The sequence below is a fragment of the Bradyrhizobium sp. 31Argb genome, assembly GCF_043638955.1.
Classification (GTDB): domain Bacteria; phylum Pseudomonadota; class Alphaproteobacteria; order Rhizobiales; family Xanthobacteraceae; genus Bradyrhizobium.
Genome location: NZ_JBEGDB010000209.1, coordinates 1 through 14,174, shown reverse-complemented (window position 1 = coordinate 14,174; position 14,174 = coordinate 1). Strand labels below are relative to the sequence as shown.

Below are 14,174 nucleotides of genomic sequence, written 5' to 3'. Positions count from 1 at the left end.
AAATCCGTAGCCATGTGAGTCTCCTGTCAAAGGTAAACTCACAGAAACCATCTTACACTGAGTTACTGACACCCTCCGGACATTTTTCATACCTTTCTGGTGTGAAACAGGAACAAGTCGCTTCCAATCGTTTTTGATCGGACGACGGCTCACCTTGGAACCAAGTCTCCTAAGAAAAAATGAATCTTCTCGGTCGCATTTCTGGCCCGCAAACAGCGTGAAAATGCTACGCGGTGACACAGATGCTCCGGAATACTACTGAACTGGCTGCGCCTTCGGACAGAAGGGCAAGCACAGCAGGAACGGCGTTTACCAACCGTTAACCATGATCGGAAAGGATTGCGGCGCGATCGGCCGCCATCGGTCTTAACGGCGGATGCGAGCCAGACATGATTCGATTTCGTCGCAACGACGCATCGCGCGGATGGCGGCAGAGGAGAACGGGAATGGCATTGAAGGTCGAGCTGAAGCCAAACGAGCGGATTATCATCGGCTCCTGCGTGGTCACCAACACCGATCAGCGGGCTCGCCTCCTGATCGACGGCGACAAGATTCCGATCCTGCGCGAGAAGGACATTCTGACGCCGGAGACGGCCGACACGCCGGCCAAGCTGATCTATCTCGCGGTGCAGCTCATGTATCTCTCGCCCGATCCGATGGCGCACCATCCGACCTATTTCAGCCTGGTGCGCGACATCATCACGGCCATGCCCAGCGGCTGGCCGTTCATCGAGGGCATCAACAACCACATCCTCAACGGCGACCTCTATCACGCGCTGAAGGAATCGAAGAAGCTGATCGCCCACGAGGAGGCGCTACTGGAGAGCGCAAGGAAGCTCGATGCCCCCGCGCAGGAGGGCGAGCGCAAGTCGGCGTAAGGCGATCGTGCGATCAAGGAAAAAAGGCCTCCGAGAGGGAGGCCTTTTTTTGTGCTCGTTACATCTCGCGTGATGAAGATAGATTCAGGTGGCCGAGGCGGTCGCCGGGTGGAAAACCAGCGCGAAACCGTCCATGCAGTAGCGCAGGCCCGTCGGCTTCGGGCCGTCGTCGAAGACGTGGCCGAGATGGCCGCCGCAGCGCCGGCAATGCACCTCCGTGCGCGCCATGCCAAAGGTGCGGTCCTCGGTGGTGCCGACGGCGTTTTCGAGCGGTTGATAGAAACTCGGCCAGCCGGTACCGCTTTCGAACTTGGTGTCGGAGGAGAATAGCGGCAGGTCGCAGCCTGCGCAGGCGAAGGTGCCCTTGCGATGCTCCTTCAGCAGCGGGCTGGACCAGGGCCGCTCCGTGCCCTGCTTGCGCAGGATCTCATATTGCTGCGGCGTGAGCTGCGCGCGCCACTCGGCGTCGGTTTTCTCGATCTCGAATTTCTCGGCGGCCTTCGCCGGCGAACCGCGCAGCCAGCGGAAAGCGGCGAGGCTGAACAGGCCGGCGACGGACGCGAGCAGGAAACGGCGGTCAATCATGATGGTCTCCGTGGAGGCGGACGATTGTTCGCTGTCAGATACGGCGCACCCGGTTGCGACGTTACACCGGTCAGTCCCTGACCTCCTCACTTTTCTGCGAGCTTGAGCCATACGGCTCCTGCGGCGCGGGCGGCTGCGGGTGCGTGGCCCGCTGGCCACCGGGCGCGGGTCCGCGGCGCGGCGGCCGCGGCAGGGTGCCGTACTGGCGATTGGCCTCCGCGAGACGTGCGTTGCGGATGCGCTCTTTGACGCGCAGACCTTCCCGATAGCGCGCCAGTACGTTGGCGGCGGCGGAGGCGCCCCGCCCCCAAAGGTTGATCAGATGCGCAGCGACGCGGCCGGTGGTCCCGCCCGCCCAGACCAGTTCGAACGGCGAGAACAGCCGCCAGCGTTCGTCACCCCACAGGATGCTGCGCGCGATCAACAGCCCCGCCATCGCCGAGGTGTTCATGCCTTGCCGGCCAAAGCCGCTTGCGACCCAGAGGCCTTTGCGCAATTCACCGATCTGCGGCATGCCATGCACGGTCACACCAACGGCGCCGCCGAAGACATCGTCGATCCCGACCTTGCCGAGTTGCGGAAAGATGGTCGCGATGCGGCGCTTGATGGCGGGCGCGAAACGCTGCGGCTTCGCATTCCACGTCGTCTCCGGGCTCGCCCACATCAGCCGGTCGCCATCGACGACGCGGAAATGATCGATGCCGTCGCCGTCGCTGACCGAGCCGTGAAAGGTGAGCGCCTCCGCGAGCCGTTCGCCAAGCGGCTCAGTCACCGCCGCATAGCGCCAGACCGGCAGCAGCGTGTCCGACAGGCGCTGGAGCGGCGCGCCGAGATGCACGTTGCCAGCGAGCACGATATGGTTCGCGCGCAAGCGCGCCGAAGGCGTAACGATGCGCTTGCGGATGCCGGAGAAGTCGATGCTGACCACCGGCGTGTCCTCGAAGATGCGCGCCCCGGCCCGCTGCGCCAGCGCTGCCAGGCCATGCACATATTTGCGGCCGTCGACCTGGAACGCTTTGGGATAGTAGATGCCATGGAAATAGCGGTTGGTCCTGATGGTGCTGCGCACACGGTCGACCTGCCAGCCCTCGACCTCGGTCTCGAAATCCTCAGCCAGCGTCTGCAGCCGGCTGATCAGGGTCTCGCCGACATCGACAGTGGAAACCTGCAGCGCACCCTCGCTCAACGCGATGCCCGGGATCAGTTCCTCGGTCGCGGTCGCGCGAACGTAATCGGCGCCGGCCTTCGACAGCGCCCAGAGTTCGCGGGCGTCTTCCAACCCGACGCGTTCGATCAGTTCGGACACCGGAAGATTGAATCCCGGCATCACCGTGCCGAGCTGGTTGCCGGAGGCGTTCCAGCCGACCTGGCGGCCTTCGAGCACTGCAACGCTGGCGCCAAGCCGCGCCGCTTCCCGCGCCACCGTCAGTCCGGCAAGCCCAGCCCCGACCACGCAGATATCGACGTCCAGCTCGACCGAAAGGCGCGAGGGGAACGGCATCGCAGCATCGCGATCGTCGGTCGCACTTGTGGAAGGCTCGCTCATATCGTTTTCTTACGGACCGCAACACGGCTTGTCACCTTGTCGCGGGCATGAGCATGTAGATTAATCCAGAACACGCCGAATTGAGATTGCGCCATGCGCCGTTTGATGCTGTTGCGTCACGCCAAGACCGAAACCGAATCGCCCACGGGCCAGGATCACGACCGCCGGCTCGACGAGCGCGGCCACCGTGATGCCGCCGAGATCGGCGCCTGGATCGGCCGGCATCCGCCGTTTCCCGACCGCGTGCTGGTCTCGCCCGCGGTCCGGGCGCATCAGACCTGGGAAGTCGCCTGGGAGGCGATGAAAGGGCTCATACCGCGGCCGGAGGTCGAATTCCTGCCGGAACTCTACGGCGCCGATCCGACCGAGCTGTTGCACACGGTTCGCATGGCCTCGGTCAGCGACCCCAAACGGCTGATGCTGGTCGGCCACAATCCCGGCATGCATGAGTTCGCCCTCACCCTCATTGGCGGCGGCGATGCGGCTGCGAAGAAAGCGCTCGATCACAACCTGCCGACGTCGGGCCTTGCAATCTTCGACTTCCCGACGCACGACTGGACCGACGTGGCGTTCCGTCGCGGCAAGCTCGTACAGTTTGTCAGCCCGAAACTATTGAAGCAGACTTCGGACGACTAGCGCGTTTTCGAGCGAAGTGGATTCCGGTTCGCGTGAAGAAAACGCGTCAAAACTAGAGTCAAGGCAGCCGGCGCGTATCGCCGCTTGCCGTGTCAATGTTGAGCGGACAGGAGGCGTGGATGTTCAAGTCCATTCTGGTGCCGATCGATTTGGCCGACACCGAGCTTGCGAAGCCCGCGATCGCAACTGCGGCAACGCTTGCGGAAAGCTGGAAGGGCACGGTGCGCCTGCTCAACGTGCTGCCGATGACACCGGTGATGCTGGCCGAATATGTGCCGGCCGATTTCGATGCCCAACAGCAGCAGACCTCCGAGGAAGCGCTCGCGATCGTGGCACGCGAAAGCGGCATCGAGCCGTCGCGCATTTCCAGCGTGGTGCGACAGGGCGGCATCTATCACGAGATCCTCGAGGAAGCTGCTGCAATGCACGCCGACCTGATCGTGATGACCTCACACCGGCCGGCGATGCGCACCTACTTCCTCGGCTCCAACGCCGGCCATGTGGTGCGCTACGCCAAGTGTTCGGTGCTGGTGGTGCGGCATTAGAACGTTTTCTAGCGAAGCTTTCCCATCGCGGGATTGAGCGCGCCGCCAACGGCGGCCTCGATCTGGCAGCGTGAGATGCCGATGTCGCGCAGCGCGCGGTCATCCAGTCCGCGAAGTGTTTTGATGGCGGCGCGGCGATCCAGATAGCCGAGCAGCGCGTGCGCGCCCGCCCCGATCCAGCGAACCAGCCCGCCTGATGCGCCCGGCTGCGCGGGCCGGCCTGCGGCTGAGGATAGCGTCGACATCGTCTTCTCTCCGGCTGTCTCCCGCGCGGCAAAGCGATGCCGTCGGCGCAAATGCTGTCGCAGCGCCGTATTGCCTTCGGATTGCTTGCGCGCCCTCAGTACAATCGCAGGGTTGATGCTCTCTAAATGATCCGGTATTGATCTCGGTTCAAGTGAAACATTGTCCTCGGTGCAATAATGTCGAAGTTCGAATATTTGCGACTTGCCGACGCCATTGCCGCCGAGATCGCCGGCGGCGCGCTGAAACCTGGCGACCGCCTGCCGCCACAACGCAGTTTCGCCTATGAGCGCAAGATCGCGGTGTCGACCGCGAGCCGGGTCTACACCGAACTGTTGCGACGCGGCCTCGTCGTCGGCGAAGTCGGCCGCGGCACCTTCATTTCCGGCGACGCGCGGCACGGCAACGCGCCGTCGCCCGAAGCGCATGGCGCGCGCATCGACATGGAATTCAACTATCCGCTGCTGCCGCAACAGGCGGCGATGATCGCGAAAAGCCTGCAAGGGCTGGAGCGGACGGAGGCGCTCGAGGCCGCATTGCGGCCGTCGACCAGCACGGGCACGCAAGCCGTGCGACAGGTCTCGGCGGCGTTCCTTGCCCGCAAGACCTGGTCTCCCGGCGCCGAGCAGATCGTCTTCACAGCCAACGGCAGGCAATGCATCGCAGCCGCGCTCGCCGCCCTGGTGCCGCCGGGCGGGCGCTGCGGCGTCGAGGCGCTGACCTATCCCTTCATCAAGGGCATCGCGGTGCGGCTTGGCGTGGCGCTGGTGCCGCTCGCGATGGACGAGCACGGCGTGCGGCCCGACGCGGTGCAGAAAGCGCACCGCGAGGCACATCTCACGGCGCTCTATCTGCAGCCAACCATTCAAAACCCGCTGGGCATCACGATGCCGGCCGCGCGGCGCGCCGATCTGCTGCGTGTAGTCGAGAAGCTCGACCTCACCATCATCGAGGACACGGTCTACGGATTTCTCGACGATGAGCCGCCGCTCGCTGCGCTGTCTCCCGACCGCTGCATCGTGCTCGACAGTCTCTCGAAGAAGGTCGCGCCCGGGCTTGCGCTCGGCTTCATCGTTTCTCCGCTACGGCTGCGCGAGATCATCATGGCGTCCGTCCGCTCCGGCGGATGGACGGCGTCAGGCTATGCGTTTGCGGCCGGGCAGCGGCTGATGGGCGATGGCACCGTGTCCGAGCTCACGCGGCTGAAGCGAATCGATGCGGCGCGCCGCCAGCAGATGGCCGCAAAATTGCTCGCTGGCTTCGAAATCCAGGCCAATGCCAAGGCCTATCATCTCTGGCTGACATTGCCGCCGCATTGGCGCTCGCAGACTTTCGTGGCCGCAGCCGCCCGCCGCGACATCGCGTTGACGCCGTCGACGACCTTTGCGGTCGCCCCGGGACATGCACCCAACGCCGTCCGCCTCGCACTGGGCGCGCCGACGCTGGAGCAGCTCGAAACCGGACTGCGAGCGCTATCGGGCATCTTGATCGCGAAGGAAGAGGATTTTGACGCGACCGAATAGAGCCTCCGTCTCTCACGTGACCGGCCATTCCGCGATGAAGCCTTTGGCCTTGTATGGTTCGATCTTGTCCCACTCGCGTAGCACGCGGCGGCGAAATTCCGGATCGGTGTGCCACTGCGAGCGCGGCGTAGCAAAACAATCGACCGTCACCAGCATCTTCTCGACCTCCGGCCAATGCCGCTGCAGCGTCATCGGATAGCGCCGCGCCGTCCAACTGTTACCGAGGCAAATGACGCTGCGGATATTTTCCAATCCCAATGCCGCATCGATGATGGGCAGAGAAAGGATCACGTTCTCGCCGGTATTCACCGCGCAATGTTCTTCGAGAATGATCTCGGACGGGATGCCATGTGCGACCATCGCTGCCTTGATGATTTCGCATTCGGAACAATGGGAGCCCGGCGTCACCCCGCCACTGACGATCGACCAGCGGAAAAAACCCTCACGCCAGAGCCGACAGGCCTCATCGACCCGGAGATCGACGTCCTGGCGCGTGCCGAAGACGAACAGGAGATCGGCTGGTTTGAGGGGCGTGCAGATCAGATGCCTTGCGTTGATCTCGGCAATCTCCGCCTCGGTCGGAAGGCGCGCGCTTCGATCCTCCATGCATTTCCTCGCCCCATTGATAGGACAGGACGATGCCGCGAACGGAAGATTCCGCGAAGTCACTTTTCATTGCGCTCGGTTGCGATCATCTTGCATCGCGTACGTAAACGCTACGGTAGCAACTTATCCGGCAGATGATCGAAGCTGTAGCTGCGCGGCCGGTTGCGCCCGACGAAGCCGCCGATCTGCCAGGCGAACAGGACGGCGAAGCCAATCAGAAACAGCACGGCGATGAATTCGCCGGTGAACAACGCGCGCAGCAAAAGCCCGATCATCGCGACCGCCAGCACCGCCAACACCGCGAGCGCGGCCGCATAGGTCACGGGCCCGAGCCCACCTGTCAGCACCGCCTTGCTGCCGGCCGCCTTCATCCGCCGGTGCAATTCCTCGATGAAGGCGCGGTAGCCGTGATCCTGGGGCGCCATCAGCGTTGCGGTCTGCCAGGTGGTCGAGAGGATGGCGAAGCGTCCGCCATTGGCATTCTCGATATCGGCACGGAAACGGCGCGACTGCATCGACACCGGACGGTATGAGAGGCGGACCGCCGAGATATCGCGATAAGGCCAGACGCCGGAGCGGCCGGCGATGCGCCACGACAGGCCGGCATCAGTCAACTCGAATTGATGCGCCGATCCGATCAATGATGCCTTGTAAGCATAAAGCGTCGATGCGCCCTCGCCTGACTCCGCGCTATTGTTGGCTGATGACGTCGGCAAATTCCACAACCCGGAACAATCGGCTGACAGCGCCGCTTGCGCGGCGCGCCAGCTTCATCCTACAACCGGAGCATGGCCGAGACGACCTCTTTTCCACGCCGCCTGATCCTTGGCGGCGCCATGATTTCCGGCGTGCTGCTGGCGCTCGCCGTGCACATGCTGGGCACACGCTACGGCCTTGATCTTGGCGGGCTGTGGCGCTCCGACACGCACGAATCGATGCCGGCGGGCGCGGCGATCGCCTGGTGGCTGATCGCGACGGTGGCGTTCTGTGGCGGCTATTTCACCGCGAACCTGATGCACAGCGCCGTCTCGGGCGAGATCCCGCCGCGGATGCGGCAATTCCTGATCGCCGTCGGCGTCCTGATCCTCGCCGGCGCCGGCCAGGTGGCCTCGGCACCGAGTTCGATCTCCACCATCTCGATCGTAGAGGCCGGCCTTGCCGCGCTATGTCTCGGCGGCGCGATGGCGTTTTGCGGCGCGCATTTCGCGCTGCGTAGGAATTAAGCGCTCAGGCGCTGCGGCGACCTTTCCGCCAGGATCTTCTTCACCTCGGCGGCGGGACGTGGCGCGCTGAACAGATAGCCCTGCGCCTGCGTGCATCCCTCGCGACGCAGCAGATCGAACTGCGCATCGGTCTCGACCCCCTCCGCCGTGGTGACGATGCCGAGACTCTTGCCGAGCCCGGTCACGGCGCGGACGATCGCCATGGAATCTTCCCGCGTCGCGAGGTCACTGACGAACGAGCGATCGATCTTGATCTTGTCGAACGGGAAACTGCGAAGATAGCTCAGCGACGAATAGCCGGTGCCGAAATCGTCCAGCGAGATGCGGATGCCGAGCGCGCGCAATTCGTGCAGCACAGCGAGCGTCGCGGCGCTGTTCTGCAGCAGCACCGTCTCCGTGATCTCGAGCTCGAGCCGATCCGCCGCAAGGCGGGTGGCCTCAAGCGCCGCCTTCACCGACGACACCAGGTTCGGGTTCTTGAACTGGATCGGCGACAGGTTGACCGCGACGGCGACGTCCTGCGGCCAGCCGGCCGCATCCGCGCAGGCCTGGCGCAGCACGAATTCGCCGATCGGAACGATCAGCCCGGTTTCTTCCGCAAGCCCGATGAAATTGCCCGGCGGGATCAGCCCGCGCAGCGAATGATTCCAGCGCAGCAGGGCCTCGCAGGCGACGATCCGGTCGTGGGCGACGTCGCGGATCGGCTGATAATGGACCTCGAATTCGTCACGCTGCAGCGCCTTGCGCAGGTCGAGCTCGAGCATGCGCCGCGCTTGCGCGCGTGCGTCCATCCCGGTCTCGAAGAAGCGATAGGTGCCGCGGCCGTCTGCCTTGGCACGGTAGAGCGCGAGATCGGCCTTCTTCAACAATTCGTCCGGATTCTTGCCGTCCTCGGGCGCCAGCGAGATGCCGATGCTGACGCCGATCACGAGCTGATGGCCGCCGATGTCGTAAGGAGCCGCGATTTTCTCGACGACGAGGCTGGCGAGCGCGGCCACCGCCGATGGGTCGCAATCCCCGCAGAACTGCACGATCGCGAATTCGTCGCCGCCGAGCCGGGCCACGGTATCGTTCTCGGTGACGCATTCGCCGAGCCGCTGAGCGACCGCCTTCAACAGCGCATCTCCGACGGGATGGCCGAGCGAATCGTTGATGATCTTGAAATGATCGAGATCGAGGCAGAACACCGCGAGCTGGTCGCTGCGCCGGGCGAGCCGCAATCCCTTTTCGAGCTGTTCGCGAAACAGCGTCCGGTTGGGCAGATTGGTCAGCGCGTCATGGCGCGCCATGTGCGAAATCCGCTCCTGCGCCTGCTGCCACTCGGTGATGTCCTCGAAGGTCGCGACCCAGCCGCCGCCTTTCATCGGCTGATCGACCACGCGGATCGAGCGGCCCTCCCTCGTCACGACCTTGGTCACGGTGTTGCCGGCGCCGGCTTCCGCCATCACATCGGCAACGAACTGATCGGGATCGCCGTCCCAGTCGCCGTTCAGCTTCTGGTCCCGCAGGACATCGCGCAGCAGGCGCCCCCGCAGCGGAATGCTGGACCGGCCCATCATCGCGCCGTAACGGTCGTTGGCCAGGAGGATGCGGCCATCCGCATCGAACATGCACAGGCCCTGCGACATGTCGCCGAGCGCGGTGTCGAGCAGAACCTTCTGCTGGCGCATTTCGCCCTTGGCGCGGCGGTCGAGCATGGCCGCAACCAGCGTGATCCCGAGAAACGCGAAGGTCACGATCGCCGTCAGGGAGGAAAGCGCGACCGGCGAAATCGACATCTCGTCAACGGCGACGCTGGGATCGGGAATGACGGTTATTGCGCCCATTGCAGTGAAATGGAGCGAGACGACGGCCAGTGTCAGCAGTGCGGTCGCGCCGATGCCGTGGTTGCGATCATCGCTGCGCGTCGCAACCACGAGCGCCAGCGCCGCGAACAGGCTGCCGATCAGCACCGAACTGAGCACGATGCCGGGCGACCATACGACGCGCGCCGGAAGTGCAACGGCCATCATGCCGACATAGTGCAGGACGGCAATGCCAACGCCAACGATCGCGCCGCCAGTTGCTGCCGTCGAGACGCGGTTGTTCAGCAAGGCAACCGTCAAGCCCACCGTGACGATCGACACCCCAACAGCCAGTGACAGCAGGGTGAGCGGAATGTCGTATCCAACGCCCATGCCGGGCTGATAGGCCAGCATCGCAATGAAATGCGTCGCCCAGATCCCGCAGCCGCCGGCCACCGCATCCAGCCCGATCCAGACCACGCGCGGAAGCCCTTGCGACGCTCTGGCCCGGTGAAACAGGCTGATCGCGACCGCGCCGGCGAGCCAGCAGGTCGCCAGGGCAAGGATGACGAACCGCCAATCGTGCTGCGTCGTCAGGCAAATCAGGACTTGGTACATTGCAGTTCCCCTACTGCGCCGTAGCAGCCCTCCAGTTGGTGGATTTGGGGTAACCGCAGTGGAACTCGTTCTGCAGATGGTGAACGAAGTTTTGAGCCGGCGACAAAAATCGGCTCAATCCGCAACCGGCGCGCGCAATGACGCGGGTCACGCCATGGCCCGGTCCCGCCGCAGGGCGCCAAGCATGATCGCGGCAGCGGCCGCAAGCAGCAGGCCGGCCGAGATCAGCAACGAGGCGTGCAGGCCAGCGATGAACGCTGTGGACCGACCGACCAGCGAGCCGAACAGCGCGACGCCGAGCACGCTGCCGGTCTGCCGGGTCGCATTGAGCACGCCGGCTGCAATTCCCGAGCGCGACTTCTCGACGCTGCCGAGCAGCGTCGACGTCAGCGGCGGGACCAAAAGACCGAGCCCGCTGCTCATCGCGATCAGTTGCGCGCAGATCGCCCAATAGGCGGCGTCAGGCCCCAAGCCGAGCAATGCCAGGCATCCCGCTGCCGACAGCAGCGCACCACTGCCGATGGTCGCGGGCGCGCCGATACGCTCGCTGATGTGCGGCGCGATCAGATTGACGGGCAGCACCGCGCCCATCATCGGCACGAAGGCAAGCCCGGTCTGAAATGCCGACAGGCCGTTGATCTCCTGGAAATACAGGCTCAACACGAAGATCAGCCCGTAAAGGGCGACGTTGACGAGGAGACCAGTGAGCGACGTCGCCGTGAACATTCGCTGCCCGAACAGCGACAGCGGCAGCATCGGTTGCGGCGCATGGGCTTCGCGCCAGACGAACAGCGCGCTCAGCACCGTGGACGCCGCAAAGCCTGCGACCACGAACGGGTCTTGCCAGCCGCGCGCGCCGCCCTCGATGAGGGCGCCGGCAAGCGACCCAAGCGCCGCAATCGCTGCGATTTGACCAGGCAGGTCGACCTCGCGCGAAAGCGAACGCGTGGTCTCATCGGCGTAGCGGAAGGTGAGCCAGAGGCCGGCAAGACCAATCGGCAGGTTGACCAGGAAGATCGCGCGCCAGCCGGTGAGCGCGATCAGTGCGCCGCCGAGGAACGGGCCGGCCGTCAGCGCCACGCTGGCGCCCGCCGCCCAGACCGCGACAGCGCGGCCGCGCGACCTCTCATCCGGATAGGCATGGCTGAGCAGCGCCAGCGAATTCGGCACCAGGATCGCGGCCGCCAGTCCCTGGATGCAGCGCGCCGCGATCAGGAGCGGTGCGTCCGGCGCCAGCGCACAGGCAAGCGACGCCGCTGTGAACAGCGCGAAGCCGGTCATGAAAACCCGTTTGGCGCCGATGCGATCGCCGAGCGCACCGGCGGTCAGAATGAAGGCGGCAAAGGCGATAGTGTAGGCGCTCACCACCCATTGCAGCTCGGACACGCCACCGCCAAGCGCGCCGCCGATCGCATGCAGCGCGGTGTTGACGATGGTGACGTCGAGCTGCACCACGCCGTAGCCGAGGCTCATCGCCGCTAGCGTCAGCGAGGCCGCGAGCCGCGAAGGCACGGGTTTTTCGGCCGGACGGGGCGGCACGTCCGCATATTGTGCATATTGTCGGGTCTTGAGCGGCAGGTCTTGCATGGATCACCTCGACGGAGAGCCAACGCCAGACATAGCCCGTCGTTTCGCGAATACATTTCGGTACCGATCGAATGGTGATCGCGGATGGCAGCAACCGGTACAAAAAGCCGCACCGGATTATTCCGGCGCGGCTTTTTGTCTCAATGTCCGAAATGCCGAGAGCATGATCCGGACCATCCGGAACCGGCTTTCGCCCGGCGACCGAAGCGTTTGCCCGGAAATCACACTTATGAGCTGCAGCCCAGTCAAACGTGGCCGGATCGTGATCTAGCCCGCCGCCCTGAGATTGACCTTGCCTTCGGCGATCGAGGTCAGCTTCTTGTCGGTCGTTTTTTCCTCGTCCAGCGTCTTCTGCAGGATGGAAGCGCAGTCGTTGCGACCGAGCTGCCGTGCCCAGGCGATCAGGCTGCCGTAGCGGACGATCTCATAATGCTCGGCGGCCTGTGCGGCGTTGATCAGCGCGGCGTCGAGCACGTTCTTGTCATCCACCTCTGCGGCCACGTCGTCGGCTTCCTCGATGATACCGTCGATCGCCGGGCAATCAACCGCCTTCACCTGGGCGCCATGCATCCGGAATACCTGCTCCAGTCTCTGCACATGCGTTTTGGTTTCATCCAGGTGGGTCAGAAATCCCTGTTTGAGCTGCGGATCGGAGGCCTTTTTGGCCATCTTCGGCAGCGCTTTCACAAGTTGTTGCTCGGCGTAATAGATGTCCTGCAATTGGTGCACGAACAAGTCATTCATGCTCTTGATGTCTTTACTGAAGAGTCCCATTGCGCGTATACCTTCGTTCTGGGAACATGACGCGCGGCCACCTCCTCGTCCCCCGCACAACGCCATGTTCTGCTTGCTGATACCTGCGCTAACCGGCTGGATGGACGGACGTTCCAGCGAAACCGCAAGAACCGGAGCAAGAACCGGGGGACGGAACAGCGGAACGTTGCGACGAATTGAACCGACAGGACCGCCAGCGGCGACTCACATTTTCCGATGCCCAGACATATGTACCGCGTATGACAGAAATCACGAACGAAGGCGGAAGCGTGGCTTGTCAAGGGCTGCACAAATCTACCGTTTTGCCTTATGGGTGCTGGGGCACGGTGCGTTTGACCGTCACCCGTTACCCCATGTGACCACGTAACGGGCCTTCTTAAGAATGCCGCCCCGCCGGGAGGACGAATGCATCGGCTGCTGACCGCGCTTGGGCGTGGCTTCAAGGAAAAGATCGGCTGGAAACGGCTGGGGATCGCCGCGAGCGTCATCATCATCGTCTTGGCGGTGACCCATCTGGTCCGGACCTTGAAGGGCGTCGATACCGCCCTGGTCCTGACGGCGTTGACCGAGATCGCCCCGCATCGCATTGCGCTCGCCGCGCTGTGCGTGGTCGGCGCCTTCTGCACGTTAACCTTTTACGACTTCTTCGCGCTTCGGACGATCGGCAAGACCCATATCCCCTACCGCATCGCGGCGCTGTCCAGCTTCACCAGCTACACCATCGGCCACAATATCGGCGCCACCGTCTTCACCGGCGGCGCGATCCGCTTCCGCATCTATTCGGACTACGGCCTGACCGCGATCGACGTCGCCAAGATCTGCTTCCTCTCCGGCCTGACTTTCTGGCTCGGCAATCTCTTCGTGCTCGGGATCGGCATGGTCTGGCATCCCGCGGCGGCGACCTCGATGGACCTGTTGCCGGCGGCCATGAACCGGCTGATCGGAGTGGGCTGCCTTGCCGGCATCGGCGCCTATCTGGTCTGGCTCGTGACCGGCACCGGCCGCCGCGAGCTCGGCCAGAACGGCTGGAAGGTGGTATTGCCGTCCGCGAAGCTGACGCTCGTGCAAATCCTGATCGGCGTCGTCGACCTCGGTTTCTGCGCGCTCGCGATGTATCTGTTGATGCCGACCGAGCCCTATATCGATTTCGTCTCGCTGGCCGTGGTGTTCATCCTGGCCACCCTGCTCGGCTTCGCAAGCCACGCGCCCGGATCGATCGGAGTGTTCGACGCCGCGATGCTGGTGGCGCTGCCGGAATTCTCCAAGGAGCAGTTGCTGGCCACGCTGGTCGTGTTCCGCATCCTGTACTTCCTGATCCCCTTCGGCATCTCGATCTCGATCATGGGGATGCGCGAGCTCTGGCTCAACGTGGTGCAGCCGTGGCTCAGCCGGCGCAAGCTCAATGATCCGCCTTTCAGAGCGGAGACCGCCGAGGTCACCGTGCGGCAATCGGTCGAGAGCCGGCCACGGATCAAGCACCTGAAACGGTAACAGCGACGTTATCTAGCATTACAGTTGTAATTGACTGAGGATTCTGAGTCCATGGGTGACCATGATTCGAAGATCGTGGACGCAGGCAGCGTCGATTGAGGAGACGCTTGCGTTGTGGGCGGCGTCGCTTCGGGA

14 protein-coding genes are annotated in these 14,174 nt (G+C 63.9%); 6 read left to right on the top strand and 8 right to left on the bottom strand.

Annotated elements, in window-relative coordinates; all coding sequences use genetic code 11:
* Window positions 1–446: 446 nt before the first annotated feature.
* Window positions 447–878 carry a flagellar biosynthesis repressor FlbT gene (gene flbT / locus AAFX91_RS29945; protein ID WP_394569023.1) on the top strand — a complete coding sequence of 144 codons (432 nt, stop codon included), beginning with the start codon at window positions 447–449 and terminating at the stop codon, window positions 876–878.
* An 84-nt stretch (window positions 879–962) separates the two neighbouring features.
* Here flbT and msrB read toward each other — a convergent pair whose 3' ends face one another.
* Both msrB and AAFX91_RS29935 read right to left on the bottom strand, forming a co-directional pair.
* Complete coding sequence (gene msrB, locus AAFX91_RS29940; RefSeq protein WP_130582392.1) at window positions 963–1,463, bottom strand: peptide-methionine (R)-S-oxide reductase MsrB; 501 nt, start codon at window positions 1,461–1,463, stop codon at window positions 963–965.
* Between the two features lie 70 nt (window positions 1,464–1,533).
* The gene (locus tag AAFX91_RS29935) at window positions 1,534–3,009 is read right to left on the bottom strand and encodes an FAD-binding oxidoreductase (protein WP_282527782.1); all 1,476 of its coding nucleotides are present in this window, start codon (window positions 3,007–3,009) and stop codon (window positions 1,534–1,536) included.
* 93 nt (window positions 3,010–3,102) lie between these two features.
* On the opposite strand from AAFX91_RS29935, the gene AAFX91_RS29930 reads away from it, so the two are divergent.
* Window positions 3,103–3,645, top strand: coding sequence for a histidine phosphatase family protein (locus AAFX91_RS29930; RefSeq protein ID WP_130582877.1), 543 nt, complete (start codon window positions 3,103–3,105; stop codon window positions 3,643–3,645).
* A gap of 119 nt (window positions 3,646–3,764) precedes the next feature.
* Window positions 3,765–4,190 carry a universal stress protein gene (locus AAFX91_RS29925; protein WP_130582878.1) on the top strand — a complete coding sequence of 142 codons (426 nt, stop codon included), beginning with the start codon at window positions 3,765–3,767 and terminating at the stop codon, window positions 4,188–4,190.
* A gap of 8 nt (window positions 4,191–4,198) precedes the next feature.
* Here the strand turns inward: AAFX91_RS29925 and AAFX91_RS29920 are convergent, their stop codons facing one another.
* Window positions 4,199–4,435, bottom strand: coding sequence for a DUF1127 domain-containing protein (locus tag AAFX91_RS29920; protein ID WP_394569022.1), 237 nt, complete (start codon window positions 4,433–4,435; stop codon window positions 4,199–4,201).
* 177 nt (window positions 4,436–4,612) lie between these two features.
* Here AAFX91_RS29920 and AAFX91_RS29915 point away from each other — a divergent pair, with 177 nt between their 5' ends.
* Window positions 4,613–5,956 carry a PLP-dependent aminotransferase family protein gene (locus tag AAFX91_RS29915; protein ID WP_394569021.1) on the top strand — a complete coding sequence of 448 codons (1,344 nt, stop codon included), beginning with the start codon at window positions 4,613–4,615 and terminating at the stop codon, window positions 5,954–5,956.
* Window positions 5,957–5,968: 12 nt separating this feature from the next.
* Here the strand turns inward: AAFX91_RS29915 and AAFX91_RS29910 are convergent, their stop codons facing one another.
* Both AAFX91_RS29910 and AAFX91_RS29905 read right to left on the bottom strand, forming a co-directional pair.
* The gene (locus AAFX91_RS29910) at window positions 5,969–6,562 is read right to left on the bottom strand and encodes a YdcF family protein (protein WP_394569020.1); all 594 of its coding nucleotides are present in this window, start codon (window positions 6,560–6,562) and stop codon (window positions 5,969–5,971) included.
* Window positions 6,563–6,672: 110 nt separating this feature from the next.
* The gene (locus AAFX91_RS29905) at window positions 6,673–7,278 is read right to left on the bottom strand and encodes a hypothetical protein (RefSeq protein WP_394569019.1); all 606 of its coding nucleotides are present in this window, start codon (window positions 7,276–7,278) and stop codon (window positions 6,673–6,675) included.
* Between the two features lie 72 nt (window positions 7,279–7,350).
* On the opposite strand from AAFX91_RS29905, the gene AAFX91_RS29900 reads away from it, so the two are divergent.
* A complete protein-coding gene (locus AAFX91_RS29900; protein ID WP_130582882.1) occupies window positions 7,351–7,785 on the top strand; it encodes a hypothetical protein in 435 nt (144 codons plus the stop codon).
* Here the strand turns inward: AAFX91_RS29900 and AAFX91_RS29895 are convergent.
* The 3 genes from AAFX91_RS29895 to AAFX91_RS29885 form a co-directional block, all read right to left on the bottom strand.
* Entirely contained in the window at window positions 7,782–10,187 is a 2,406-nt protein-coding gene (locus tag AAFX91_RS29895) for an EAL domain-containing protein (protein WP_394569018.1), read from the bottom strand. The genes AAFX91_RS29900 and AAFX91_RS29895 overlap by 4 nt on opposite strands.
* A 147-nt stretch (window positions 10,188–10,334) precedes the next feature.
* Window positions 10,335–11,774: an MFS transporter gene (locus AAFX91_RS29890; RefSeq protein WP_394569017.1), complete on the bottom strand. Its 1,440-nt coding sequence runs from the start codon at window positions 11,772–11,774 to the stop codon at window positions 10,335–10,337.
* A 267-nt stretch (window positions 11,775–12,041) separates the two neighbouring features.
* On the bottom strand, window positions 12,042–12,548 hold the full coding sequence (locus tag AAFX91_RS29885; RefSeq protein WP_130582214.1) for a ferritin-like domain-containing protein: 507 nt from the start codon (window positions 12,546–12,548) through the stop codon (window positions 12,042–12,044).
* A 405-nt stretch (window positions 12,549–12,953) separates the two neighbouring features.
* On the opposite strand from AAFX91_RS29885, the gene AAFX91_RS29880 reads away from it, so the two are divergent.
* Window positions 12,954–14,039 carry a YbhN family protein gene (locus AAFX91_RS29880; RefSeq protein ID WP_394569016.1) on the top strand — a complete coding sequence of 362 codons (1,086 nt, stop codon included), beginning with the start codon at window positions 12,954–12,956 and terminating at the stop codon, window positions 14,037–14,039.
* Window positions 14,040–14,174 lie beyond the last annotated feature (135 nt).